The organism is Parvularcula bermudensis HTCC2503, from assembly GCF_000152825.2.
Taxonomy (GTDB): domain Bacteria; phylum Pseudomonadota; class Alphaproteobacteria; order Caulobacterales; family Parvularculaceae; genus Parvularcula; species Parvularcula bermudensis.
The window spans coordinates 810,112-834,096 of record NC_014414.1 but is presented as its reverse complement, the minus strand read 5'-3'; the positions used below and the strand labels follow the sequence as shown (position 1 = coordinate 834,096).

The window sequence follows — 23,985 nt, the reverse complement described above, 5'->3', positions numbered from 1 at the left end:
GGGTCATGAAGTTCACGCTCTCCTGGCTCAAGCGCCATCTCGAAACCGACGCCTCGATTGACGAGATTGCCGACATGATGGTCCGTATAGGGCTTGAGGTGGAGGATATCTCCAATCCGGCCGACGCCCTTTCGGCCATGTCCGTTGGTCATATCCTTCGCGCCGAGCGTCATCCCGATGCGGATAAGCTCCAAGTGTGTACCGTGGCGACAAAGGATGGCGAGAAACAGATCGTCTGCGGCGCCCCGAATGCGCGCGCTGATCTCAAGGTCGCCTATGCCCCCGTTGGCGCCTATGTGCCTGGGATCGATGTGACCCTTACCAAGGCGAAGATCCGCGGCGTGGAAAGCTTTGGGATGCTGTGCTCTGCATCGGAGCTTGAGATCAGCGACGAGCATGCGGGGATCATGGAGCTACCGGCGGCGGCGGCTGTCGGCACCCCCCTGGCCGATCTCTTGGACATCGACGATCCAGTCATTGATTTCGAAGTGACGCCAAACCGTCCGGACACGAATGGTGTTGACGGGGTTGCGCGGGATCTGGCCGCGGCGGGGCTTGGAAAACTGATCACCCCCACCCCTGTGCCCACGGATGGACACTTCCCCTGTCCCATCGCCATCGAGATCGATGATGAAGAGGCGTGCCCGGCCTTTCTTGGGCGGGTCATCCGTAATGTGAAAAACGGGCCCTCTCCCGCCTGGTTGCAGGCGCAACTGAAAGCGATTGGACTTCGGCCCATCAATGCCCTTGTCGATGTGACGAATTTTCTGTCCTACGATCGGGCCCGACCGCTCCATGTTTATGACACCTCGGCACTCATGGGGACCGTCCGTGCCCGACGCGGACGAGAGGGAGAAAGCTTCCTCGCGCTGGATGGCAAGACCTATTCGGTTGATGCCGATATGACCGTCATTGCCGATGACGAAAAGGTCTTGGGTCTTGGCGGCGTGATGGGGGGCGAGGCGAGCGGCTGCACTGAGGAGACGACCTCTGTCCTGATCGAAAGCGCGCTGTTCGATCCGCTGATCACGGCCCGAACAGGGCGTCGGACAGGCATCGTCTCGGATGCGCGTTACCGGTTCGAGCGGGGTGTCGATCCCGCCGGGGTCGAAAGCGGGATGGATCTGGCGGTCCAGATGATCCTTGAGATATGCGGCGGCGAGGTCAGTGACCCCCTATTGGCCGGAAGTTTGGAGACAGCGCGCGAAGCCATCACCTTTCCGCCCAATGAGGTTGAGCGCCTGACCGGCCTCGATGTGACCGAGGGGGAGAAGGAAGACATTCTTCTCGCCCTTGGGTTCGAGGTGTCGCGGGGCGGCACCTGGGAAGTGACCCCGCCGACCTGGCGGCCCGATATCATGGGAAAGGCCGATCTTGTCGAGGAGATTGCCCGGATCCACGGCTTTGACGATCTGCCCACCCTGCCGCTGCCCCCGATGCCCAGCAAGAGACAGCTTGACCGCCCGCGGTGGCTTGAGACTATGGCGCGCGCAGGCTTTGCCGAGGCTGGCTATCTGGAGACCATCAGTTGGGCGTTCTGTGAGGACCAAGCCGCGCGCCTGTTCGGCGGCGAGACCGCCCCAAAGCTCAGCAATCCCATCTCCAGCGATCTAGGCCGGATGCGCCCCAGTCCATTGCCCGGTCTGCTTGCCGCGGTGCAACGCAACGCGGCCTATGGCGCAAGGGAAGTTCGTCTGTTCGAGGTCGGGGCGGGTTATCCTGGCGATGCGCCGGAGGATCAGATGCTGATCGCTGCGGCGGTACAATGGGGCGCAGGGGCCAAGACCTGGCAGCGCCCCCCCCGCGAGCCGTCCGTCTTCGACGCAAAAGCCCTTGCCCTTGAGATCCTCGGACGGCTTGGCGCCCCCGTCGACAATCTGATGACCTTTGCCGAGGGTCCCCCCCATTATCACCCCGGACGCAAGGGGCGATTGTCCCTCGGGCCCAAAACGACTCTCGCCCATTTCGGCGAGCTGCATCCGACGGTATTGAAGGCGCTGGATGTGAGCGGTCCGGTCATCGCCGTCGAACTCTATCCCCACGCCCTGCCCCCGTCGAAAGCAAAGGGGCCGAGCCGACCTGCACGGCAAACCTCAAAGCTTATGCCCTTACGGCGTGATTTCGCCTTTGTCGTCGATAAGGCCATCGCCGCCGATACCTTGTTGAAAGCTGTGCGGGGGGCGGACAAAGCCTTGATCAGCGAAGTTCATCTCTTCGATATCTATGAGGGGGACGGACTACCGGCCGATCGAAAATCCCTCGCCGTGACCGTGACGATCCAGCCGAAAGAGGCGTCTCTCGACGAGGCAGCGATCAACGCCCTCAGCGCAAAAATCGTTGCGCAGGCTGAAAAGGCGGTCGGCGCGACCTTGCGCGGCTAACGCTCTTCGGTGCAATCAGCGGCTTCTCGCCCTGACCCGATCAAGGGCGGTCTCGGCGGTCGGGCGCGCATCGCGCGGCTCCCGTGTCTCGTCATCGGAAAGATCGAGACCAAGGACGCCGCCCGTTCCGGTCTGCCCCATTTCAACCGACCACGCATACCAGCCGAAAACCACGGCATAGATGGCGATCACCAGGAGAAAGCCCACACTGCCCATCAGGTATCTCCCGACTTATTTCGATCAAGATCGTCTTCTCGCTCGGTCCCTTCGTCAACCGGCGGATCAACAATCAGTCGAGACGCGCCGAAGTCGACAGTAGGAACGTGGGTGCGATCAAAAGGGAGCAAAAGCGCGCCCTTTCCGCTGACCGGGGCCAATTCAATGATCGGCCCCGCCCCGTAATCCGCCACCTGGCGAACCCGGCCGACCACCTCACCGGAGGGGGTGAGCGCGGTAAGGCCGATCAGATCCTCGATGTAATACTCATCCTCGTCGGGCGCAGGCAGCGCTCGCCGCGGCACACTGAGCTTTGCGCCCTTGAACGCAGCCGCCTCTTCGGGTGTCTTGACCTCGGGGGCTCTTGCCAAAAAAAGGCCGGGCTTCACCTCCCGCAGGAGAGATGCGGTGAGGATTCGCCCTTCCTCCGTATAAAGAGGGCCATAGGCGACGATATCCTCAGCTCGCTCAGTGAAGCTGCGCAACTTGAACTCACCGCGAACACCGTGGGGACCCGCAAATTGCCCCACGACCACCATCCGATCCTGAGGCGATTTGCCCATGCCCCCCTCCGTGGCTTACGCCTCGGCCTCTTCTTCGGCCGGAGCCTCGGCTTCGGCAGCGGGTTCCGCCTCAGCCGCCGCAGCGGCTTCGCGTGCTGCCTCTTCCTTGGCCTTGCGCTCCTCTTTGCGCTCTTGCGCTTTTTTGCCGGGCTGTGCCTTTTGAGGATTGTTACTCGGCTGCCATTTCACGAGATCGAGGGCTGACAGGAAACGCGCGACACGCTCTGTGGGCTGAGCGCCTTTTTCAAGCCAATATTGCGCCCGCTCGGCATCGACCTGCACGCGCATTTCATTATCCTTGGCGAGGAGCGGATTATAGGCGCCGATCTTTTCGATGAAGCGGCCGTCACGCGGCATCCGCGCATCGGCGACAACGATAAAGTAGTAGGGACGTTTCTTTGCGCCACCACGGGCGAGACGAATTTTCAAGGACATAGCTTTTCTTTCATTCTTGAGGATCAATGACGACGGCAGCGCCGCCGGGTTCGATTTGTCCGTCAGCTGTACACTGACGATAAATAACCTCATCGGCAGCGCGGATGGCAAAACCAGCCTTGCGCTCTGTCAGAGGGGTGGCGTCGGCAGGCAATTTCGAAAAGCTGCTAACCTCGGCCGAGCCGTCGTCATAACGGCGAATGAGAACCGTGACGGGAAGGTCCTCGTTAAAACGGGCGTCGATACGATAAGCGCCCTGATCACGATAATAAGGGGTGAGAACGGCAAAGCCCTCCTCATCGCGAAGGGCCGCGAGAGCGCAGGAAGGGTCGACAGGTGCCTGGAGAAAATTCATTGAGCTGACGACCCGGTCCGATCCGCTCATACATCCAGCGCTAAGCGCCCCTATCATGGCACTGATGATATAACGTGTCATTTCTTCTTCTTTCCCGCCGTCCCGGGCAGACCGGGAAGTTGAGAAAGGTCCGGCGGCATTCCGCCCCCAAGACCGGGCAATCCCCCCGCCCCTGGTCCCGTGAGCCCAGGAGGCATGCCGCCGCCTGGCATGCCGCCGCCGAGCATTTTTGCCATCTGGCCGGCCATACCGCGCTTTCCGCCTTTGCCCATCTTTTTCATCATATCGGCCATGCCGCGATGCGCTTTGAGCAGCTTATTGACATCTTGTACCTGAACGCCGGCCCCCTTCGCTACGCGCCGCTTGCGTGAGGCATTCATCAGATCGGGCTTACGTCGTTCCTTTTTCGTCATGGAGCTGATGATCGCCTCCTGACGCTTGATTTCGCCATCGTCGAAACCACCGGCAGCAGACTCCGCGTCCTTGATCTTTCCCATTCCGGGCATAAGCCCAAGGATCGTTCCCATGCCGCCCATTTTCCGCATCTGCGCGAGCTGTTCGCGCAGATCGTCGAGGTCGAATTCACCCTTGGCTAATTTTTGGGCGGTTTGCTTTGCCTTGGCCTCGTCAAAGTCCTGACTCGCCTTTTCGACCAGGGAAACGATATCCCCCATGCCGAGGATCCGGCCAGCCATTCGTTCTGGATCGAAAACATCGAGCGCGTCGAGCTTTTCTCCGACCCCAGCGAATTTTATCGGCGCGCCCGTAACGCTCCGCATGGAGAGGGCTGCACCACCGCGACCGTCACCATCAAGGCGCGTCAGAACGACACCGCTGACCGGCACACGGGCCTTGAACCTCTCTGCGGTCTGCACAGCATCCTGACCGGTCAAGCTGTCGAGAACGAGCAGGGTTTCAACAGGACTGGTCTTGGTGTGGATCTGCTTGACCTCGGCCATCAGCTCTTCATCGATGGACAGCCGGCCCGCCGTATCGAGGATGACGATATCGTGACCGCCGAGCCGCGCCGCTTCCATGGCGCGCCCGGCGATCTGCACGGCACTTTGGCCGGGGACGATGGGCAGGGTCGGCACATCGGCTTGCTCCCCCAGCACCTTCAGCTGTTCCATCGCCGCGGGGCGTCGCGTGTCGAGGGACGCCATCAGGACCCGCTTACGGTCTTTTTCCTTGAGGCGTTTGGCAAGTTTCGCAGAGGTGGTGGTCTTCCCTGAGCCCTGGAGGCCCACCATCAAGATCGCCGAGGGCGGTGCCTTGGTCAGGTCGAGTTCGTGGGCATTGTCCCCGCCGCCAAGGGTATCGACCAGCACATCGTGAACGATCTTCACCACTTGCTGACCAGGGGTCACAGAGCGCAGGACCTCTTGTCCGATCGCCCGCTCTTTCACCTTGCCGACAAAGTCGCGAGCGACCGGCAGGGCGACATCCGCCTCAAGAAGCGCGACCCGGACCTCTCTCAGCGCCTCCGACACATCCTTTTCAGTCAGCGCGCCGCGGCCGCGAAGCTTCTCAAATACCCCCGAAAGGCGATCACTGAGTGTGTCGAACATCGTTCCAATCCCGTCGCTCAAACGCCAAACGCCGCCGCGAGGGCGTTACCCCGGCGGCGGGACATCCCCGGCCCCATCCTCCGTCCGCGCAATGGCGGGGAGGGATCGTGACGGTAGACGCGTCATGCGTGACGCTTGACCGAAAATAAGGTCGGACGCTTAAGCGATCGAGGGGGAAGGGTCAACTGAGCCGCAAGGGCAGCGATCACACCCAGCGACGGACCTTTTCGGTATAGTCGCGATAGGCGCCGCCGAACCGCTCAGCCAGCACCCTCTCCTCAGGCTTGATCTGGCCATAGGTGATGATCACGACAAAGACCGGCACGAACAGGATCGTCCAAATATCCCCAAGCGCAACGGCATAGGCGACCAGCAACAGGGCAAGGCCCAAATACATCGGATTGCGGGTAAACCGATAAATACCCGTCACGACCAATTGGCTGACATCTTCGATATCCGTTGGACTGGTGGTCGTCTTGTGTCGATAAATCTCGACCAGTCCCGCGGCCCCCACCGCGATAGCAAAACCGGCGATCACGATGGCGATCACCCGCTGGCCCGGCCAATCAAGGACCCAGTCCGGCGGCGCAAGCGCCGTCACGGTCATCAGCCCAAACATCACCAAGAACCATATCGGCGGGGGTAAGCGCCGTTCGAGAGCCTCCATGATCGTTCTCCTTCATGCGTCTCCTCGCGACAGACGCCGATATGCATCGAATAAGGAACCTCACGGCCAATGCGTCTAGTGCGGTACCGGATCGGGCTTCACCTCGGTATGATGCCCAGGTTTCTTAAAAGCCGATCGGTTAAGAGCCCCTTCCCAATGGGCGACCGTCGTCGCCACGGCGGCATCCCCCGTCACATTGGTCATGGTTCGCATCATGTCGAGGACCCGATCAAAGGGAAAGATCAGCGCGATGATCAGGATCGCGGTTTCCTGGTTGATGAGACTTTGCCCCCCAGCAGTGATGCCCGTCAAAAGGGAGATAGCGAGGAAAAGTGAGGCGGAGGGAATACCGGCGGTCCCGACACTCAACGCCGTGGCGGTGACGGCCACCGAGACCATCTGAACGATGGTCAGATCGACCCCTACGGCCTGCGCGCCGAAGAGGGCAACCAAGCCAAGATAGATCGATGTCCCATCCATATTGATTGTGGCGCCAAGGGGAAGAACCGATCCCGCCACGGACCGCTCAACGCCTAAATTCTGAGTGACGTTGGCAATGGTCACCGGCAATGTGGCCGAAGAGCTGGCGGTGGAATAGGACGTACTCATCGCGTCAAGGATACCGCCGAAAAATTGGCGGACCGGCAAGCCCACGACAAAGCGGATAAGACCGCCGTAGATGATGATCATATGGACAAAGCACGCCACATAGAGGGCGAGCGCCAATTTCGCGAGGCTGCCGAGAATATCGAGGCCTTGGGTGCCCAACACCCAAGCCATCAGGGCGTAAACGCCATAGGGCGCCAGATCCATGATGAACGCCGTCAGCTTAAGGATCGCTTCGGCGGCACTTTCCATCCCGCGCCCCAGGGCGCCGGCCCCCTGCCCCGCGGCAATGATGGCAACGCCGAAGACAAGTGAGAAAAAGATGATGGGCAGGATATCCCCGTCGACCATGGACTGGAAAATGTTCTCGGGGATGATCTCAAGGATCTGGTCGACAACGCTGCGCTCGGCCCCGGCCGCAGCCTCGAGGCGATCAACGACACTGGCCTGGGACTCCATCGCCCCGTTTCGGTAATCGACCCCAACGCCCGGCTTGAAAATCGTGCCGCTGACAAGACCGATGGTTACGGCAAATAAGGTCGTACCAAGATAAAGAAGGATGGTTCGAATACCAAGGGTGCCGAGGCGCTTTGGGTCGCCCATTGCAATGACACCCGCGACAATCGTCGTGAACACCAATGGCACGATAAGCATGCGGATCAGCCGGATGAACCCATCGCCGATGGGCTTGATCCCCGCCGCAATCTCCCCAAAGAAAAACCCGGCGAGCCCCCCAAGCCCAAGGCCGATTAAGACCCTGACCCACAAAGGCAGGCCGGTTTTGCCCAGCGCATAGAGAAACACAAAGGCGCCAAGCGACAGCCCGTAAAAGGCAATGGGTCCGAGGGCAGACAATTGACCGCTCATCTTTATGTCCTCAAGCTGTTCGATCAGTCGGCCAACAGGCCGAGCTCTGCGCCGAAATAGGTAAATTGGAGAGCGAGACGGATCGCTTGTTGATCGAGATTCGCGGCGGCGCCATGCCCGCCCTCGATATTTTCATAATAGAGGAAAGGGTGGCCATAGGCCTGCATCAGCCGCGCCATCTTGCGGGCGTGACCAGGATGCACGCGATCGTCCTTGGTGGAGGTGAAGAAGTAAGGACGCGGATAGTCCGCCTCGGGATCGAGGTTGTGATAGGGGCTGATCGTCTCAAGGAACGCACGCTCCTCGGCAATGTCTGGGCTCCCATACTCCCCCACCCAGGACGCACCGGCCAAAAGCTGGTCGAAGCGCAACATGTCGAGCAACGGCACGCCAATGCCCACAGCACCATAAAGGTCGGGGCGCTGGGTCAAGGAAACCCCCATCAGCAGCCCCCCGTTCGAGCCGCCTAAAATGCCCAATTGCGCGGGCGTCGTTATGCCTTTTTCGATCAGGCTTTCCGAGACCGCGAAGAAATCGTCGTAAATCTTCTGCCGCTCGGTCTTCAGGCCCGCTTGGTGCCAGGCCGGCCCGAACTCGCCACCGCCCCTTATATTGGCGATGACATAGACGCCGCCTCGCTCCAGCCAAAGCCGACCTGTGGTGCCGGAATAAGTCGGCAGGATCGAAACCTGAAACCCCCCATAGCCATATTGGATGGTCGGCGCCGGCCCGGCCTCAAGAACGCTCTCCTTCGCCGTCACAAAATAGGGAATGACGGTGCCGTCGCGGCTGATCGCCTCGAACTGGCGAGTGACGACCCCCTCGGCGGCATAGAAAACCGGCTGGGATTTAATGGCCGTGGGGACGCCCCCGGCCTTTTGATAATACAGCGTCTCGGGCTGGCTGGGATTTTCATAGGAGACGAGAAGGTCACCGGTCATCTCGTCGACCGCGCCGATGGACACGACCCCATTATCCGGCAGATCGATCGTATTGGTCTGCCACCCGAGACTGCGCGGCTGCGCCATTAAGAGCCGACCGCGAATATTGTCGAGGAGGGTGAGATAGAGGCCGCCCTTAAAGGGCACGACCGCTTGCACCGCCGTCCGATCGGCCGGCGCATAGATCGTCTGAATGCCCCCGTCGGCCAGATCGAGACCGATTACCGCGCCGAGGGGATAATCGACCCCCTCATAGGTCCAGTCTTGGTTGAGGCTTGCGATGGCGAGCCCCTGGGTGATGCCAGCGAGGTCCGTCTTCGGCGGAAACGGCAAGGCCGACAGACCCTTATCCGTGATGAGATAATGGACGCTGTCATAAAAGGTCTCGGCCCGGACGACCCCTGCCTGATAGGCATCCCCCGTCCAACTCGAAAACGGCCAGACCCCGACATCCTCAGCTTCTCCCTCAAAGAGGGTTTCCGCCTCGGCGAAAGCTGTTCCGCGCTGCCAGCGTTTGACGATCCGCGGATAGCCACTCTCGGTCAGGCTATTGTCCCCAAAATCGGTAGCGATGAGGAGCGTATCTTCGCCTGCCCAGGCCACCCCGCTTTTCGCCTCATCAAGAAAGAACCCGTCTTCGACGAAAGCCTTCTCGGCAATGTCGTATTCTCGCTTTACCGCCGCGTCCGATCCGCCGCGCGACAGCGTCACCATGCAACGGCGATAGTCCGGCGCCACGCACAGCGCCCCTTCGAAGACCCAATTCTCGCCTTCGGCTTCCGCCAAGGCATCGATATCGAGCAGCGTCTCCCACTCTGTTCCGCCCGTCACATAGGCAGCCGTGGGCATTCGCCGCCAAAGCCCCCGGACATGGGTGTCATCCTGCCAGAAATTATAGGCGAACCCGTCTCGGAGGCTGACCTCAGGGATTCGGTCCTGGGAGGTGAGGATTTCCCGCGCCTCCGCCAGCATGGGCGCATAGGCCGCATGGGATTGAAGCTCTTCAAGGCTTCGGGCGTTTTCGGCTCGCACCCAGTCAAGGGCCCGCTCGCCCTCGACCTCTTCGAGCCAAAGATTGGGGTCGGTGCCGTCCGCCATGGCTTGCCTCATCTGGTCACTATCATTGTCTTCCGGGGTGTCGCTGCGGCCGCCACAGGCCCCAAGGGACAGGCCCGCGATCACCAGAAGAAGAGAGAGGGGCCTGATCGAGGAATTGCCGAGGGGCCCGATCAAGAAACCGGCTCCGGTCTGACAATGGTGGGGCCAAGATTGTCGATCACCGATCGGGCGTCATAGGCCGTGGGCTCGGACGCCGGCTTGGGTCCTTTCCCAAGCAGGATGTAGGCGATCGCCGTGTACCGGCTTCTTTCCTGGAGCGTATAGTCAGGACCGGCAACGGCCCATGGATACCCAGAGCCGTAATAGGGGAAGGGGCGACCATAGCCGTAATAATAGTATAATTCCGCGCGGGGACTCGTTTGGATGTACCGGGTCTCCTCCTCTGTCGCGTCCTTCACCACCACGAAATGGTCATACCCTTTCTCAAGGGTCAGTTCGGCGGCGCGATAGAGCAGATAATCCTCAACCGTCGTCCGATCGGTCAGGGAATTGCCGCGGAACGTGATCCGAAACCGGTTCTCCTCAATTTGCTGATCGGAGAAGCCGTACTCCCCCTCGCTCGCGGCCGGTGAGTAAGGCGTGGACGTGGCGCATGCGCCGAGGATCACGGCCATCAGCCCCATAAAAAGCAAAGTGGATCGGGTCATGGGGGTCTCCTTCGCCGCTTGCGGCACTACAACTCTTTCAGGACCGTCGGCATCGGGCCATACAGCGCTACATCATCCTTAGCAGCCATTTGCGTCCGGCGGAATGATACACCCAACTCTAGATGCCTCAGCCCCATCTGATCACCCAGCGACCGCGTTCGGCAAGGTCGGCGTGATGCTCGTCAATCTGGGAACACCCGATGCCCCAGAGGCGAAGGCCGTGAAACGCTATTTGCGGGAGTTCCTCTCCGACAAGCGCGTGGTGGATTACCCCCGCCTTGTCTGGTTACCGGTCCTGCATGGGATTATTCTGAATGTGCGCCCCAGAAAGACCGCGGCCCTCTATGCCAAGATTTGGCACCGGGAGAGCGGCAAGAGCCCCCTCGCCTATTTCACCGAACGGCAGGCGGAAGGGGTGAAAGCCCGGTTGAGCCCGGCGCTGATCGTGCGCCACGCCATGCGCTACGGCTCCCCCTCGATCGATGACCGGTTAAGAGAAATGACCGCCGAGGGGTGCGACCGGATCCTGATCGTTCCCCTTTATCCGCAATATTCCGCAACCACGACGGCGACCGTCATGGACAAAGTCAGTGCGTGCATGAGCGAAATGGCCTGGCAGCCGGCCCTGCGCTCTTTGCCGCCATTCTACGACGACCCCAGCTATCTCGATGCGTTAGAAGGGTCAGTCCGCCGTGCCCTACCGGAGGGGGCTGAACGGATCATTCTCTCCTATCACGGAATTCCAGAACGATATTTCGCCCAAGGCGACCCCTATCACTGTCATTGCCAGAAGACCTCTCGTCTGCTGCGGGAGCGGATGGGCTGGTCCCCCAATTTCGCGCCGATCGGTTTTCAATCGAAATTCGGGCCGGAGAAATGGCTCGACCCCTCCACCGAGAGCCTCGTCATCCGCGCCGCCAAGGACGGGATCAAACGTCTGGCGGTCATCGCGCCGGCCTTTGTCTCCGATTGTCTTGAAACCTTAGAAGAGGTGGCGATCGGGTTGGCCGAAACCTTCGAGGAGCACGGCGGGGAGGTCCTGACCGCGATTCCGTGCCTGAATGACGACCCTCAATTCCTCGACAGCCTCGCCCAAATGATTGAGCGTGAGCTAGGCGGCTGGGAACCCGCCGCCACGTCTTGATATGTACGCTTATTATTCGAGTGACTTCACGATCGCGCTGCCGGCGGGCCACCGTTTTCCCGCCATCAAATACCAATTGCTGAAAACCGCTTTGATCGAAGAGCGGCTGCTCCCGGCGGAGCGCTTGGCCCCTTCCCCCGCCGCGAGGGAGGGAGAGATTAAGGTCGCGCACACCGAGAGCTATATTGCCAGCCTGAGAGAGGGAACCATCGATCCGCGTGCGATGCGCAGAATTGGCTTTCCCTGGTCACCGCATATTCATCGTCGCGGACAGCGCACCGTGGGGGGAGCCCTCGCCGCCGCCCGCCGCGCCCTTAAAGAGGGGCTGAGCGGCCAATTGGCGGGGGGAACCCATCATGCCCATGCAGAGGCGGGGTCGGGCTATTGCATTTACAACGACTTTGCCGTCGTCGCCCGCACATTGCTGAATGAAGGGGTCGTCGATCGTATCGCCATCGTCGATCTTGACGTCCATCAGGGGGATGGCAATGCGGCGATGCTGACCGATCATCCCGGTGTCTATATCCTCGATGTCTTCGGTGAGAAGAACTTCCCCTTCCGAAAGGTGCCAGCGACCCTCGATGTGCCCTTGCCGGATCGGACCGAGGACGGGGCCTTTCTTGCAGCGATTGAGGCGCACCTGCCCCAGGTCTGGGCCTTCGAACCGGACCTCCTGCTCTATCAAGCGGGGGTCGATCCCCTGGCCTCCGACAAATTGGGGCGGCTCGATATCTCCTTTGCCGGGCTCATGGACCGTGATCGAATGGTGCTTGGCGGGGCGTGGCAACGCGGCATCCCCGTCTCGATGGCCATCGGCGGCGGCTATGCCGATCCGATTGGCGATTCCGTAAGAGCCTATGCCAATACCTATAAAGTGGCGAAAGACATCTACGGATTTTAAGCGCGACCCAGCCGGGTATCATCGATCAACGCTAAAAGACGATCGACCTCCGCCGGTTGCGTTTCAAAGCTCGTCACAAAGCGTTTCATTTTCCCTGCATACGGATCGTTCGGCAGGACCCAGGGATAAAATTGCGCGCCGCGTTTCAGCAAGGTTTCGGAAAGATCGTCGGGGAGTAGCGGGAAAACCTCGTTGATCTCACACGGCCAGGGCAGATCGATCAAACGAGCACGCAAGCCGTCGGCCAGGCGCACCGCCATCCGATTGGCATGGGCCGCCGTCTTGCACCACAAATCTCCTTCGAGCAGCGCCAGCCATTGCACCGCAAGATATCGCTGCTTGGCGAACTGGTGACCGGCGCGCTTTATCCGCCGGTGAAGCGATCCCGCCGACTCCTCGGTCAACGCAATGATCGCGTCCGCCATCATCCCCCCGGTCTTGGTGCCGCCAAGGGCAAGGATATCGACCCCCAGCGCGGTTGTCGCTTCCAGCGGCGTCTGACCCGTCGCCGCAAGAACATTGGCAAGGCGCGAGCCGTCCATATGAACCTTCAACCCAAGGCGCTTTGCTTCATCCGTCAGCGCCCGGACCTCATCGGCTCGGTAATAGGTGCCCGATTCCGTTCCCTGGGTCAGGGACAATACCGCAGGGGGGACTCGGTTCAGAATATCCTGGCCATAAAAGGCGTAGGCCTCGTTCAATGTCTGCGGTGTGATCTTACCTGCCTCGCCCTCTACCGGGATGATCTTTGCCCCGCCGGTGAAAAACTCAGGGCCCGCACATTCATCAAGGTGAATATGGCTCGCATGATGGGCAAAAATTCCCCCCCATGGCGGCGTCACGGCAGACAGTGCAAGGCCGTTGGCGGCGGTGCCGGACGTGACGAGGAAGCCCTCAGCTTGCGGACCAAAAACCTCTTTCCACTTTTGCTTTAGCCTAAGAGAGGTAGCGTCCGCGCCGCCGGCCGGGGCAGGCCCCCGGTTCTCCTTGACCAGTGCTTCCATGACTCGCGGATGGACGGCAGACCAATTGTCCGATGTGAACAGCATGGCGGATTAGACACGACTGCCGGTAAGTCGACGGCACAAATCATCGAGCTGGTCGAGATCGCCGTAGCTAACCGTCAGTGTACCCCCTTTTCCGTGGTGGTCGATCGAAACCTCAAGCCCGAGCGTTGCGGCCAGGTCCTCTTCGAGGGAACGCGTGTCCGCGTCTTTCCGCCCCGAGGCCTTTGCCGCCTTTTTTCCATTCTCGCCCTCACCGCGTTGAGCGTGGGACGACGCGCCCGACGCCGTCTTGCCTGCGGCACGGCGCTCCGCCTCCCGCACGCTCAACCCCTCTTCGATGATCTGCTTTGCCAACTCAGCCGGGGCCGCCGCCGATAGGAGCGCGCGTGCGTGCCCCATGGTCAGCTCTCCTGCGCTGACCAGCCCCTTTATATCGTCGGGCAGGCCCGTAAGGCGCAGCATATTGGCGACATGAGGACGGCTCTTCCCGATCGACTCGGCAATATCCTTGGCCGTTCGCCCATAGCTGTCACGCAAGCGGGCATAGGCATCGGCTTCTTCGATGGGGTTCAAATCCTGCCGCTGAACATTCTCGATCAGCGCCATCTCGGCGACATCGCCCTCTGCCGGTTCCCGGATGAGCGCCGGGATCTCATGGAGCCCCGCGCGCCCTGCGGCCCGCCAACGACGTTCCCCCGCAATGAGGGTATAGCCCTTCTCCCCCGGTGTCGGCCGAACGAGGATGGGTTGGAGGACACCGCGCGTTCGGATCGACGCGGCCAATTCCTCTAGCGCCTCGTCATCGAAGCGCTTTCGCGGCTGATAGGGGTCAGGCGCAATATCGGTGACTGGGATCAGGGCGACCCCGCCCTCACCCGGACCCGTAGACTCTTGCCGCTCATCACCAAGAATGGTTTCAAGGCCACGGCCCAGTCCTTTACGTGCCATTATGCGGCCCTTTCGCGGTGGATCACTTCGGTCGCCAGGCGAACATAGGCCTGACTGCCAGGGCATTTGAGATCGTAGAGAAGGGCGGGCTTGCCGTGGGACGGCGCCTCGGAAATCCGGACATTCCGGGGAATCGCGGTCTTGTAGACTTTCTCTCCCAGATTTTCGCGCACATTCGCCTCAACCTCGCGAGAGAGATTGTTGCGCTTGTCATACATGGTCAGGATCACCCCTTGCAGCTCAAGGTGCGGATTGAGGCGGGTCCGCACCTGGCTGATAGTCCGCATGATCTGCGCCAAGCCCTCAAGCGCGAAGAACTCACATTGAAGCGGGATCATCACGGCATGGGCGGCCGCCATCGCGTTCACCGTCAACAGGCCTAGGGACGGGGGGCAATCCACCAGGATGTAAGTGAGGGCGGGATCTTGCTCTACGGCCTTCTCGATCGCATTCGCCAGCCGATAATGGCGACGCGGCGTTTCGATCAGCTCGACCTCAGCGCCGGCAAGATCCATACCCGCCGGAGCAACGGTGAGATTGGGCACAATGCTCTTATGCGCGATCTGTGCGAGGTCCACCCGCTCCATCAGCACATCATAGGTGGTCTGCTCGCGCAGCGCCGGCCCAATCCCGAGCCCCGTGGAGGCGTTCCCCTGGGGGTCAAGATCGATGAGCAAGACCTTCTCTCCGACAGCCGCCAGGGCGGTTCCCAGATTGATGGTCGTCGTCGTTTTTCCCACCCCACCCTTTTGATTGGCAATGGCGAGAATACGGGGAGCACGTCGTGTCACGGGCGCGGCCTTACTTGGCGAATAACAAAAATCCGAGCGCCAGGGTGGGTTTGGCTGGCGTGGAGATCAGCAGAAAACGTCCAACGCTTCTCTGCTTCATCACGCTCCTTTTCGGCGCGTTCGCCCTTTGGAGCAATCAAAATTCCGTCTTTGGGGAGAAGCGGCGCGCATAGGCCCAATAGCTTATCAAGGGCGGTCACGGCCCGGGCGGTAATGACCTCAAATCGGTCGCCTGCCGCCGCTAGGGCTTCCGCGCGGCGCGCCTCAACGGTGATATCAAGGCCAAGCGCCTCCGCGGTTTCTTTCAGAAATCGCGCTTTTTTGCCGACGCTGTCGCACAAGGTCACCCGGCATGGGCGGTGACGATGCACAATGGCGAGGAGGAGCCCTGGGAACCCTGCACCACTGCCAAGATCGAGATAGCTCGACGCATGATCCGGGATGAACCGCGCCAATTGCAGCGAGTCCGCATAATGCCGCGCCCATCGATCGGCGAGGGAGCTTCTGGCGAGCAAATTCGTATGCGCGGAGACTTCAAGAAGATGCGAATCATACGCGGCAATCAGCGCCGCCGTCGCGTCATCGAGATCAAAGGCGTCGACGAGGTCCTCAAGCCCCGCCGGACAGAGGAGCGGTTTATCCATAGCGCGTGGCGGGACGCCCCTTGAGAGTGACCAATAAGAGCGCGAGCGCCGCGGGGGTGACCCCCTCAATGCGCGCGGCTTGACCAAGATGATGCGGCCGGATCCGGTCGAGCTTTTCCCGTAATTCTGCTGACAGCCCAGGCACGAGGTCATAGCGGAAATCGGCGGGGATCACCGTGTCCTCTTCCTTTTTGAGCGCTACAATCTCCGCTTCCTGTCGATCGAGATAGCCGGAATAAAGCGCGTCAGCTTCCAAAATGGGCCTGAGGTCGGCGCCAATCGACGGAATATCGGGGTGAAGAGACGAGAGCTGTTCAAACTCAACAATTGGCAGCGCCAATAGATCCAGGAGACGACGTCGGCGTCCATCTTTATTGACCGAAATGCCCGCTTCTTCGGCTTCCTGGGGCGTGACGCTCGTCTCCGTCAGGATTGAGCGCGCCCTGGCGACCCGCTCCTGTTTCATGTGAAACATCTCACGACGCGCTGGGCCGACAAGATCCCAAGTCTGCCCCCGAGGTGTCAGACGCAGATCGGCGTTATCGGCCCGCAAACTCAAGCGATATTCAGCCCGCGAGGTAAACATCCGATAGGGTTCGGTCACCCCATGCGTCACAAGATCGTCGATCAGGACACCGATATAGGCCTCCCGACGCTCCAGCCAGACCGGCGACAATCCCCGCGCCCGCCGACTCGCATTGAGCCCCGCGATCAACCCTTGAGCCCCCGCCTCTTCATAGCCGGTCGTGCCGTTAATTTGCCCAGCCAGAAAGAGACCAGGAAGCGCCCGAAGTTCGAGGGAATGGGAAAGAGCCCGCGGGTCGACATAATCATATTCAATGGCATAGCCGTAACGGGCGATCTCCGCCCCCTCAAGGCCAGGGATGCTCCTGATCAGCGCCTCCTGCACCTGGTCGGGGAGAGAGGTCGAAATGCCATTCGGATACACCCATGGCTCGTCCAGACCTTCGGGTTCCAAAAAGATCTGATGGCTCGATCGATCGGGAAAGCGGACAATCTTGTCTTCGATCGAGGGGCAATATCGTGGCCCCTTCGATCCAATCGCCCCGCTATAGACCGCCGATTGGTGCAGATTATCGGCAATGATCCGGTGTGTTTCCGCTGTAGTCGCGGTGATCCCACACGCAATCTGCGGCAGGGGGAGCGTCTCCGTCAGAAAGGAAAAGGGGACAGGGGCCTCATCGGCCTCTTGCGTCTCAAGCCTTGACCAGTCGATTGAGGTTTTGACCAGGCGCGCCGGCGTCCCCGTCTTCAACCGGCCGAGGGGCAGCGCCAGTGCCTCAAGTCGTTCACCCAGGGCCGTTGCCGCCTGATCGCCGTATCGCCCCGCCGGAATACGCTCGGTCCCCCGATGAATAACGCCCCGCAAGAACGTGCCCGTGGTCAAGACAACGCTGGTCGCGCTGACCTCCCGACCGTCGCTCAGCACCACCCCCATGACGTGCCCATTCGACACGATAAGGTCGGCCACTTCAGCCTCAATGAGGGAGATGTCCTCAAGTTCAGCCAGCAGGTCTTGCACCGCGGTACGATAATGAAACCGATCCGCTTGGGTGCGGGGTCCACGAACCGCTGGACCCTTCGACCGATTGAGCATGCGAAACTGAATGCCCCCCCGGTCCGCCGCCCGGCCCATAAGCCCATCGAGGGCGTCGATCTCCCGCACCAAATGGCCTTTCCCAAGACCGCCTATGGCGGGATTGCAGGACATCTCGCCAATCGAGGCGGCCTTATGGGTGATGAGCGCTGTTTGGGCGCCAGAGCGCGCCGCGGCTGCGGCCGCTTCCGTGCCGGCATGGCCGCCGCCAACGACGATGACGTCATAATCTACGCAGGATTTCATGGGCCTCAGATAGCGAAAAAGCAGCGCTTTGCTATCCCTGTTTCACGTGGAACTATTTACCGATGCAGAAGGCGGAAAAAATCTCGCCCAAAATGTCTTCGGTGCCGATCTTCCCCGTCAAGGCATCCAGCGTGTGCCCTATAGCCCGAACCTGTTCGGCCAGGAGTTCCGGGTCAGCGAGGTCAGCCGCCAAGATGCGCTCAACGGCGGTCGCCGCCTCCCCGATAAGAAGGCGCTGCCGCTCATAGGCGAAGAGACCCCCTCCCCCCAAGGCGAGAACAGCCTCCGTAAATGCCGTCAAAAAGCGATCCCAATTGGCCCCGCTATGCACGGAAATGGCAAGGCGAGGATCTGAAGCCGCGCGGCCCTCGTCCGCTTTTGTGGCGACGGCCAGGATTTGTGCGTCTGTATCGATGGCTGGAGGCGGTGCGCCCGCCGGCGAACACGCAATCACCAAATCCGCCCGCGCGGCCGCGTCTCGACTGCGCTCTACCCCCGCGCGTTCGATGTCGTCGGTCGTTGCCTCCCTGATCCCCGCCGTATCGAGAATCTCGACAACACGCCCCCCAATCTCTAGCCGCGCAGAGACAATGTCACGGGTGGTTCCCGGCAGAGAAGAGACCAACGCCCGGTCTTCCTTCAACAGCGCGTTCAGGAGAGTCGATTTCCCGGCATTTGGCGGACCGATAATGGCCACTTCGATTCCTTCGCGCAGCCGCCGAGCATCCTTCGCCTCAGCAAGGGCCGTCTGCAATTCCCCATATAGGGCGACCAAGGCGGGTCGCACCTCCTCGGCAATTTGCGCTGGAATATCCTCCTCGTCCGGGAAATCGATCGCCGATTCGAGGACAGCCCGCGCGCGTAGCAAATGTGCCCGCCAGCGCGCCACCTGAGCGCTCCCTTCACCGGAAAGGGTGCGCATCGCTTGCCGCCGTTGCGCTTCCGTCTCGCTATCCAGCAGGGCCGCCAGACCCTCGACCGCCAACAAGCTCATTTTTCCATGGTGAAATCCCCGAAGCGTGAATTCGCCGGGCATGGCCGCACGCGCACCCAAATTCGACAATATAGGTGGCAGGGCGCGGGCGACGGCGAGACTGCCATGCAAATGCAGCTCAACCATATCCTCGCCAGTGGCTGATGCTGGACCCGGAAACCACAGGACCAGTCCATCATCCAACAGCGCTCCCTCCGGGGTCACAAGATAGCGATGGGTTGCACGCCGCGCTTGAGGACGTGGCCTTCCCCCTGAGAGCCGATCCAGGATCTCACCACTTGCCGGACCCGAAAGCCGCCAAACAGCAATCCCCGCTTTCCCCATACCCGATGAGAGGGCGAAGATGGTCTCGCTCACCCCTTATTGGATCCGCCGGTCTGATTCGCCGCTGCAAGCCCAGCCGCAAAGAGCTTCTGAAACGCTTCGACGCTTGAACCGCTGGCCGCCATCGCCCGCTCCCAAAATATTTTAGGGTCACTCAGCGTATCGATATTGTCCTGGGTTCGCTCCAGCATCGCGGTGACGATCATCTCATTCACCGGCGCCACATCGGGGAGACCAAAAAAGGTCCTCGCCTCCTCCGGCGTGCAATCGACATTGATCGTCAGTTTCATGATAAATCCTTCTCCTGTAACGCTCTATCACAGGACCAAGGGGGGACTCCAATGCGCATTCTGGCTTTTCTCGGGCTTTTTGCCCTTTTTGCGTGTAATGCTGAAGAAAGAACGCCGCAGACTTTTGTTGAGGAAGACCAGCACACCGCCGCCCCGCTCTCCCTGCCTGCCTATCTCGATTGTCTAAGAACCGAAGGACGCATGCATCTCGCCGCCCATCGCGCGGGGCCAGGCCCGGGCCGTCCCGAAAACACGCTCGCCGCCATGCAGCACAGCTATGACAAGACTGGCGCCTTTCTCGAAGTCGATATTGCGACTAGCGAAGATGGGGTTCTATTTCTCCACCATGATGACCGGCTCGAACGGACGACAACGGGACGCGGTATTGCTGCACAGACACCCTGGTCCACTCTTCGCACCCTATCGACCAAGGACCCTTCGGGCGGTGTCACTGCGCATGGCTTAGTGAAGCTTACCGACGCCCTCGCATGGGCCGAGGGAAAAACCGTTCTGGAACTCGATATAAAAAGAAGTACGGACTATGACGATGTAGCGCGAGTGGTCAAAGACGCCGATGCGGAAGAGAGGATCATCCTTATCGCCTATTCACTCAACGCTGCTGCGGCCATGTCGCAACGCCTTCCCAACAGCGTTATATCCGTTCCTGTTTCCTCCGTACAAGAATTAGATGAGGTCCATACTGCCGGGATCCGACCAGATCGGACCCTTATATGGCTGGGAACAGAAGAGCCGCAATTCGCGCTCGATGCTGCCCTCGCCGATCGTGGCATAGAAACCGTGTTCGGCACATTGGGGGGATCTCAATCTCTAGACCGACAATGGGCAGCATCTGGCAGCGATCACAAATACGCCGAATTGGCCGAAGGCGGCATTGAATTGCTTGCCACTGACAGGCCAGAAGCCGCCTTTGAAATTCTCACTTCAGCAGGGCTTGCAGGAACGTCCCATCCCTGTAGGTATTCTGTTTCGGGCCCGTAACAGCAACAGTAATGTCAATAGTTATGTCTCAACCCTCCAGCTCTCCGCAAAAGCGTCGGCGCCTCCCTGCGGCAGAAGCACGGGAGATAATTCTCGATTCCGCGACATCCCTGTTAAAAGAGCGCGGTGTCCACGCTCTTAAGCTTGTCGAGATCGCAAAAGCTGCCGGCATGGGACATTCGAGCGTTCTCCATCACTTCAATACGGTCGATGCGCTGCACGAGGCACTGATCGTCCACATTGCCGAAAAGCTGACCGATGAAGTGGCCTCCCTCGTGAATCAGAGCTTTCCCCGACCGCACCAGGACTCGGTGACAAAAAAGCTCTTTTCTCTTTACGCTGAGGGCCAGTATTCAAAGCTATTTGCTTGGGCGATCTTGTCGAACAGGACGATTCCGACGGCAACGCTTCGCAATCAACTTGCCCGGACTATAGAGCTCATCTCTTCTCAGATTGTCGCCTTTGACTATGACGAGAAGGAGGCCACCATTCTCGCGCGCCGCGGCATCCATCTATTGCTCGCCACTGCGATCGGCAACGGGCTGCTCAATCCGATCGAGAATCAATTGTTCGAGGATGATCCTGCGTTCGATATTGGCCGATGGTTGCATGAAATGCTCATCGACCAATATTTCAGTTCACGGATGAAATCTTAGTGGAGTTTCACGCGAAGTAAGTCCGGCCTCGCGAAAAGAATATCCGATAAGACAAAGACCTAGGGACGTTCCACGGTGCTGATTGACCTGGAACGTCTCTAGCCGTCGCTTTATCATCACTCTTTGACGATCGGCGGAGCGGTCCACTCCGCATCTATGATCTCTTGATCGGGCTCATACATTCTCAATGTCACTTCGAACGGTCCATCCGGAACGGGGAGCCAATTCGCTTCCGGCACGCCCTCAGGCTGTTTCGTTGCAAAATGGACCGTGATCGTGCCATTTTCGTCCGCGACCAGTCCTGTATTGCTGCCAACAGCATATTTATTCAGCGGATTCTCAACCAGGAACCCCTGGTCGTTATAAACCGTCAGGGACCAGAATGCCTCCACCGGTGGGGTATTCCCGTTCTCGTACACCATTTTATACGATGTGTCGCCAGACAAGGGATCGCCATCATCATCCCGCTGAGCATTTTGATAAAGCGCGTAGATGTTCTTGTTGGCCCCAAAGCCGATCTGTGAAACCACGGCGCGAACGAGATAATTGGTATCGTACTCGCCGAGGCTAACCATTGTCGGATCAGGTGACCACACGCTCGTCCGTCCGAGCAGTTTGAACGAGAAATCCAAGAAGTCTTGTGCTTGATCCATCCCCGCATTCAGAGCCTTTAGGTCTCGCCGACGCAAATTGGGATGAAGCGCGCCGTCGCCATCTCCTACGCCCAACCGCATCAAACTCTTCAACCGATCTTCGTCGTCGGTCTGCGGAGGATTCTCTTCAATATACTTGTCAAGTCGGCTGAAAAACGTGGTCGCATCGAGCGACCTAATCACGTCTTCTGGGGACGTTTGCCCTTCAATCGGCTGACATTCCCCAATATCCTCGTGTGACTTATGCCCAGTAAGGGGCGTCAACCGATAGCGCCGCTGCAGGGCATTGACCTTTTTGATGTCGTTTCCGCCCCGGACTTCCGTCCGCCCGATGATCCAAACAAGGTTGGTGGGGGCATAGACCGGCTCCATTCTAGCTGGAAGCTCGCCCTCCCAATCCGGACCGACAATGACGTATTTCGCCGCTTTACCGCCTGTGCTTGCCGAGCCCGGTCCTGCGAAATTATTCGACCAGGCATCCAGCATCGCAAAGAGGTAAAAGCGATCCTTGATCTTGGGGATGTCAAGCACGACCGGCCCTTCGGACAGATCAAGGAAGGCGGAGGAATAGAGTGTGTCCACATTCGGCCGAACCACAGCTCTGAAGTCCGGGCCAGGACGGTCATAAAGTTGTTTGAAAGTATTCATCGGTGCGCCGAGGCCGCAAGGATAAGGCGCCGTCGTCGCTCTGACCGCCGTCTCTTCCATCAATAGGCCAGGGAAACCATATATGTATCCTCCTGCGCCGATAATCTTCGTCTTGACGGGCAGCACCGGAGGCTCCCCGGTCGCACAGGCTTGCGCTGTCAAGAAAGCTGCAGCCACACCTATAGATTGAATATAAAGACGCATGGGACTCCCCTTTATCTAGCCGACTTTTTGCCGACATTTATTTCGATAATGGGTACAGCAAGGATCTAGCCAAAACAAGTCAGAAAGCGCACACGAAGAGTGCTGCGCCTCTATGGCTTGCCATGACAGATTTTTCCGTCGTCCAGTTAAGTATTCATCGAATCGAAGAAATCCTGATTCGATTTCACCTGCCGGAGTTTCTCCAACAGGAACTCAATCGAATCCATTGCATTCATGGGCGACAGAATGCGGCGCAGCACAAAGATTTTGGCCAGCTCGCCTTTCTCAATCAGAAGATCTTCCTTCCGTGTCCCCGATTTGGCGACATCGATGGCCGGGAAGACACGTTTATCGGCGACCTTGCGATCGAGCACGATCTCACTGTTCCCTGTGCCCTTGAATTCTTCGAACACCACCTCGTCCATGCGGGAGCCAGTGTCGATGAGGGCGGTGGCAATGATCGTCAGGGATCCGCCTTCTTCGATATTCCGCGCGGCACCAAAAAATCGCTTGGGTCGTTGCAAGGCGTTCGCATCGACCCCGCCGGTCAGCACTTTGCCGGAACTGGGAACAACGGTATTATAGGCGCGGCCAAGGCGCGTGATCGAATCGAGCAGGATCACCACATCCCGTCCATGCTCCACCAGCCGCTTGGCCTTTTCGATCACCATTTCGGATACGGCCACATGGCGTGACGCAGGCTCATCGAAAGTCGATGAGACGACCTCCCCCTTCACCGACCGCTGCATGTCCGTCACCTCTTCTGGGCGTTCGTCGATAAGCAAGACGATCAGATAACATTCAGGATGATTAGAGGTAATCGCATGGGCAATGTTCTGTAGAAGAACGGTCTTCCCGGTACGCGGCGGCGCAACGATCAAGGCCCGTTGTCCCTTGCCGAGCGGCGCGACGATATCGATCACCCGGGTGGAGAGATCTCGACCACTCTCCCCTTTTTTCAGGCGGCCATTCGGCCCACGGGATCCGGGTTCTTCATCGGTCACAACCTCCATCTTCAGCCGCTCTTCGGGATAAAGCGGTGTAAGGTTGTCGAAATGGACCTTATGCCGGGCTTTTTCCGGCGTTTCGAAATTGACCGTGTTGACCTTAGTCAGTGCAAAATACCGCTCACCATCCTTTGGGCTTCGGATCTCCCCCGTCACCGTATCCCCGGTCTTAAGGGTGAATTTGCGGATCTGCTGCGGGGAACAATAAATGTCATCCGGGCCAGCAAGATAATTGGCATCGGCGGAGCGCAGAAAGCCAAATCCATCGGCAAGGATTTCGAGCACGCCAGAACCGATGATTTCGACATCCTCATCAGCCAATTCCTTGAGAATCGCAAAGAGGAGGTCTTGCTTTCGGAGGGCGGAGGCATTCTCCACGCCGACCTCTTCAGCAAAGGAAACAAGATCCTGAGGGGATTTTTCCTTGATTTCATCAAGGGTGATTTGATCTGGCAGCATAGAGAACCCGTGGGAAGCGGACCGATACGGAAACCAAGGCCACCGTACACCGCAAAGGGGGAAAGGAAGGGGTCGGCAGAAACGCCG

The 23,985-nt window shown here is 59.6% G+C and carries 23 protein-coding genes; 5 read left to right on the top strand and 18 right to left on the bottom strand.

Translation table 11 applies throughout. The features are described from left to right. The first annotated feature begins 5 nt into the window (after positions 1 to 5). Positions 6 to 2,381 (top strand): phenylalanine--tRNA ligase subunit beta, encoded by a 2,376-nt coding sequence (pheT, locus tag PB2503_RS04045; RefSeq protein ID WP_013299951.1) that lies wholly within the window; start codon positions 6 to 8, stop codon positions 2,379 to 2,381. Between the two features lie 15 nt (positions 2,382 to 2,396). On the opposite strand, the gene PB2503_RS04040 is transcribed toward pheT, so the two are convergent. The 9 genes from PB2503_RS04040 to PB2503_RS04000 all read right to left on the bottom strand — a co-directional run bounded on the left by PB2503_RS04040 (position 2,397) and on the right by PB2503_RS04000 (position 10,365). Continuing rightward, the gene (locus PB2503_RS04040; protein ID WP_013299950.1) at positions 2,397 to 2,597 is read right to left on the bottom strand and encodes a hypothetical protein; all 201 of its coding nucleotides are present in this window, start codon (positions 2,595 to 2,597) and stop codon (positions 2,397 to 2,399) included. Then, positions 2,597 to 3,160, bottom strand: coding sequence for a ribosome maturation factor RimM (gene rimM / locus PB2503_RS04035; RefSeq protein WP_013299949.1), 564 nt, complete (start codon positions 3,158 to 3,160; stop codon positions 2,597 to 2,599). The genes PB2503_RS04040 and rimM overlap by 1 nt, the downstream gene beginning before the upstream one ends. Before the next feature lie 15 nt (positions 3,161 to 3,175). Then, positions 3,176 to 3,595 (bottom strand): 30S ribosomal protein S16, encoded by a 420-nt coding sequence (rpsP, locus tag PB2503_RS15120; protein WP_013299948.1) that lies wholly within the window; start codon positions 3,593 to 3,595, stop codon positions 3,176 to 3,178. A gap of 10 nt (positions 3,596 to 3,605) precedes the next feature. After that, complete coding sequence (locus PB2503_RS04025) at positions 3,606 to 4,031, bottom strand: hypothetical protein (RefSeq protein ID WP_013299947.1); 426 nt, start codon at positions 4,029 to 4,031, stop codon at positions 3,606 to 3,608. Further along, complete coding sequence (gene ffh, locus PB2503_RS04020; RefSeq protein ID WP_013299946.1) at positions 4,028 to 5,518, bottom strand: signal recognition particle protein; 1,491 nt, start codon at positions 5,516 to 5,518, stop codon at positions 4,028 to 4,030. The genes PB2503_RS04025 and ffh overlap by 4 nt, the downstream gene beginning before the upstream one ends. Positions 5,519 to 5,723: 205 nt before the next feature. Beyond that, positions 5,724 to 6,185, bottom strand: a complete 462-nt coding sequence (locus tag PB2503_RS04015; protein ID WP_013299945.1) for a methyltransferase family protein — start codon at positions 6,183 to 6,185, stop codon at positions 5,724 to 5,726. A gap of 75 nt (positions 6,186 to 6,260) precedes the next feature. Continuing rightward, a complete protein-coding gene (locus PB2503_RS04010; protein WP_013299944.1) occupies positions 6,261 to 7,658 on the bottom strand; it encodes a dicarboxylate/amino acid:cation symporter in 1,398 nt (465 codons plus the stop codon). 23 nt (positions 7,659 to 7,681) lie between these two features. Next, entirely contained in the window at positions 7,682 to 9,832 is a 2,151-nt protein-coding gene (locus tag PB2503_RS04005) for a prolyl oligopeptidase family serine peptidase (protein ID WP_013299943.1), read from the bottom strand. After that, complete coding sequence (locus PB2503_RS04000) at positions 9,829 to 10,365, bottom strand: CC0125/CC1285 family lipoprotein (RefSeq protein WP_041535261.1); 537 nt, start codon at positions 10,363 to 10,365, stop codon at positions 9,829 to 9,831. Before PB2503_RS04000 ends, PB2503_RS04005 begins: the two co-directional genes overlap by 4 nt. 103 nt (positions 10,366 to 10,468) lie before the next feature. Here PB2503_RS04000 and hemH point away from each other — a divergent pair, with 103 nt between their 5' ends. Further along, complete coding sequence (gene hemH / locus PB2503_RS03995) at positions 10,469 to 11,509, top strand: ferrochelatase (RefSeq protein ID WP_041534885.1); 1,041 nt, start codon at positions 10,469 to 10,471, stop codon at positions 11,507 to 11,509. Between the two features lies 1 nt (position 11,510). Then, positions 11,511 to 12,410 (top strand): histone deacetylase family protein, encoded by a 900-nt coding sequence (locus PB2503_RS03990; RefSeq protein ID WP_013299940.1) that lies wholly within the window; start codon positions 11,511 to 11,513, stop codon positions 12,408 to 12,410. Here the strand turns inward: PB2503_RS03990 and PB2503_RS03985 are convergent. From PB2503_RS03985 to PB2503_RS03955, 7 genes are read right to left on the bottom strand one after another with little or no spacing between them, the layout of a single operon-like run. After that, positions 12,407 to 13,459 carry a threonine aldolase family protein gene (locus PB2503_RS03985; protein ID WP_013299939.1) on the bottom strand — a complete coding sequence of 351 codons (1,053 nt, stop codon included), beginning with the start codon at positions 13,457 to 13,459 and terminating at the stop codon, positions 12,407 to 12,409. The two genes, PB2503_RS03990 and PB2503_RS03985, sit on opposite strands and share 4 nt — an antisense overlap. Before the next feature lie 6 nt (positions 13,460 to 13,465). Beyond that, a complete protein-coding gene (locus PB2503_RS03980) occupies positions 13,466 to 14,365 on the bottom strand; it encodes a ParB/RepB/Spo0J family partition protein (protein ID WP_013299938.1) in 900 nt (299 codons plus the stop codon). After that, entirely contained in the window at positions 14,365 to 15,156 is a 792-nt protein-coding gene (locus PB2503_RS03975) for a ParA family protein (RefSeq protein WP_041534884.1), read from the bottom strand. The genes PB2503_RS03980 and PB2503_RS03975 overlap by 1 nt, the downstream gene beginning before the upstream one ends. Then, entirely contained in the window at positions 15,153 to 15,800 is a 648-nt protein-coding gene (rsmG, locus tag PB2503_RS03970; protein WP_013299936.1) for a 16S rRNA (guanine(527)-N(7))-methyltransferase RsmG, read from the bottom strand. Before rsmG ends, PB2503_RS03975 begins: the two co-directional genes overlap by 4 nt. Further along, positions 15,793 to 17,664 (bottom strand): tRNA uridine-5-carboxymethylaminomethyl(34) synthesis enzyme MnmG, encoded by a 1,872-nt coding sequence (gene mnmG, locus PB2503_RS03965; RefSeq protein WP_013299935.1) that lies wholly within the window; start codon positions 17,662 to 17,664, stop codon positions 15,793 to 15,795. Before mnmG ends, rsmG begins: the two co-directional genes overlap by 8 nt. Positions 17,665 to 17,716: 52 nt before the next feature. Next, the gene (gene mnmE / locus PB2503_RS03960; RefSeq protein WP_041534883.1) at positions 17,717 to 19,015 is read right to left on the bottom strand and encodes a tRNA uridine-5-carboxymethylaminomethyl(34) synthesis GTPase MnmE; all 1,299 of its coding nucleotides are present in this window, start codon (positions 19,013 to 19,015) and stop codon (positions 17,717 to 17,719) included. Further along, positions 19,012 to 19,272, bottom strand: a complete 261-nt coding sequence (locus PB2503_RS03955) for a DUF6489 family protein (RefSeq protein ID WP_013299933.1) — start codon at positions 19,270 to 19,272, stop codon at positions 19,012 to 19,014. Before PB2503_RS03955 ends, mnmE begins: the two co-directional genes overlap by 4 nt. Before the next feature lie 51 nt (positions 19,273 to 19,323). Here PB2503_RS03955 and PB2503_RS03950 point away from each other — a divergent pair, with 51 nt between their 5' ends. Then, the gene (locus tag PB2503_RS03950) at positions 19,324 to 20,271 is read left to right on the top strand and encodes a glycerophosphodiester phosphodiesterase family protein (RefSeq protein ID WP_013299932.1); all 948 of its coding nucleotides are present in this window, start codon (positions 19,324 to 19,326) and stop codon (positions 20,269 to 20,271) included. A gap of 11 nt (positions 20,272 to 20,282) precedes the next feature. Then, the gene (locus PB2503_RS13785) at positions 20,283 to 20,927 is read left to right on the top strand and encodes a TetR family transcriptional regulator (protein WP_083810963.1); all 645 of its coding nucleotides are present in this window, start codon (positions 20,283 to 20,285) and stop codon (positions 20,925 to 20,927) included. A 116-nt stretch (positions 20,928 to 21,043) separates the two neighbouring features. Here PB2503_RS13785 and PB2503_RS03940 read toward each other — a convergent pair whose 3' ends face one another. Together PB2503_RS03940 and rho are read right to left on the bottom strand one after the other, a co-directional pair. After that, the gene (locus PB2503_RS03940; protein WP_158305819.1) at positions 21,044 to 22,354 is read right to left on the bottom strand and encodes a DUF1254 domain-containing protein; all 1,311 of its coding nucleotides are present in this window, start codon (positions 22,352 to 22,354) and stop codon (positions 21,044 to 21,046) included. 224 nt (positions 22,355 to 22,578) lie between these two features. Then, complete coding sequence (rho, locus tag PB2503_RS03935) at positions 22,579 to 23,898, bottom strand: transcription termination factor Rho (protein WP_013299929.1); 1,320 nt, start codon at positions 23,896 to 23,898, stop codon at positions 22,579 to 22,581. Positions 23,899 to 23,985: the final 87 nt, after the last annotated feature.

Coding starts and splice junctions, on each gene's coding strand:
- pheT (WP_013299951.1), top strand. CDS start 6: ATGAAGTTCACGCTCTCCTGGCTCAAGCGCCATCTCGAAACCGACGCC.
- PB2503_RS04040 (WP_013299950.1), bottom strand. CDS start 2,597: ATGGGCAGTGTGGGCTTTCTCCTGGTGATCGCCATCTATGCCGTGGTT.
- rimM (WP_013299949.1), bottom strand. CDS start 3,160: ATGGGCAAATCGCCTCAGGATCGGATGGTGGTCGTGGGGCAATTTGCG.
- rpsP (WP_013299948.1), bottom strand. CDS start 3,595: ATGTCCTTGAAAATTCGTCTCGCCCGTGGTGGCGCAAAGAAACGTCCC.
- PB2503_RS04025 (WP_013299947.1), bottom strand. CDS start 4,031: ATGACACGTTATATCATCAGTGCCATGATAGGGGCGCTTAGCGCTGGA.
- ffh (WP_013299946.1), bottom strand. CDS start 5,518: ATGTTCGACACACTCAGTGATCGCCTTTCGGGGGTATTTGAGAAGCTT.
- PB2503_RS04015 (WP_013299945.1), bottom strand. CDS start 6,185: ATGGAGGCTCTCGAACGGCGCTTACCCCCGCCGATATGGTTCTTGGTG.
- PB2503_RS04010 (WP_013299944.1), bottom strand. CDS start 7,658: ATGAGCGGTCAATTGTCTGCCCTCGGACCCATTGCCTTTTACGGGCTG.
- PB2503_RS04000 (WP_041535261.1), bottom strand. CDS start 10,365: ATGACCCGATCCACTTTGCTTTTTATGGGGCTGATGGCCGTGATCCTC.
- hemH (WP_041534885.1), top strand. CDS start 10,469: ATGATACACCCAACTCTAGATGCCTCAGCCCCATCTGATCACCCAGCG.
- PB2503_RS03990 (WP_013299940.1), top strand. CDS start 11,511: ATGTACGCTTATTATTCGAGTGACTTCACGATCGCGCTGCCGGCGGGC.
- PB2503_RS03985 (WP_013299939.1), bottom strand. CDS start 13,459: ATGCTGTTCACATCGGACAATTGGTCTGCCGTCCATCCGCGAGTCATG.
- PB2503_RS03980 (WP_013299938.1), bottom strand. CDS start 14,365: ATGGCACGTAAAGGACTGGGCCGTGGCCTTGAAACCATTCTTGGTGAT.
- rsmG (WP_013299936.1), bottom strand. CDS start 15,800: ATGGATAAACCGCTCCTCTGTCCGGCGGGGCTTGAGGACCTCGTCGAC.
- mnmG (WP_013299935.1), bottom strand. CDS start 17,664: ATGAAATCCTGCGTAGATTATGACGTCATCGTCGTTGGCGGCGGCCAT.
- PB2503_RS03955 (WP_013299933.1), bottom strand. CDS start 19,272: ATGAAACTGACGATCAATGTCGATTGCACGCCGGAGGAGGCGAGGACC.
- PB2503_RS03950 (WP_013299932.1), top strand. CDS start 19,324: ATGCGCATTCTGGCTTTTCTCGGGCTTTTTGCCCTTTTTGCGTGTAAT.
- PB2503_RS13785 (WP_083810963.1), top strand. CDS start 20,283: ATGTCAATAGTTATGTCTCAACCCTCCAGCTCTCCGCAAAAGCGTCGG.
- rho (WP_013299929.1), bottom strand. CDS start 23,898: ATGCTGCCAGATCAAATCACCCTTGATGAAATCAAGGAAAAATCCCCT.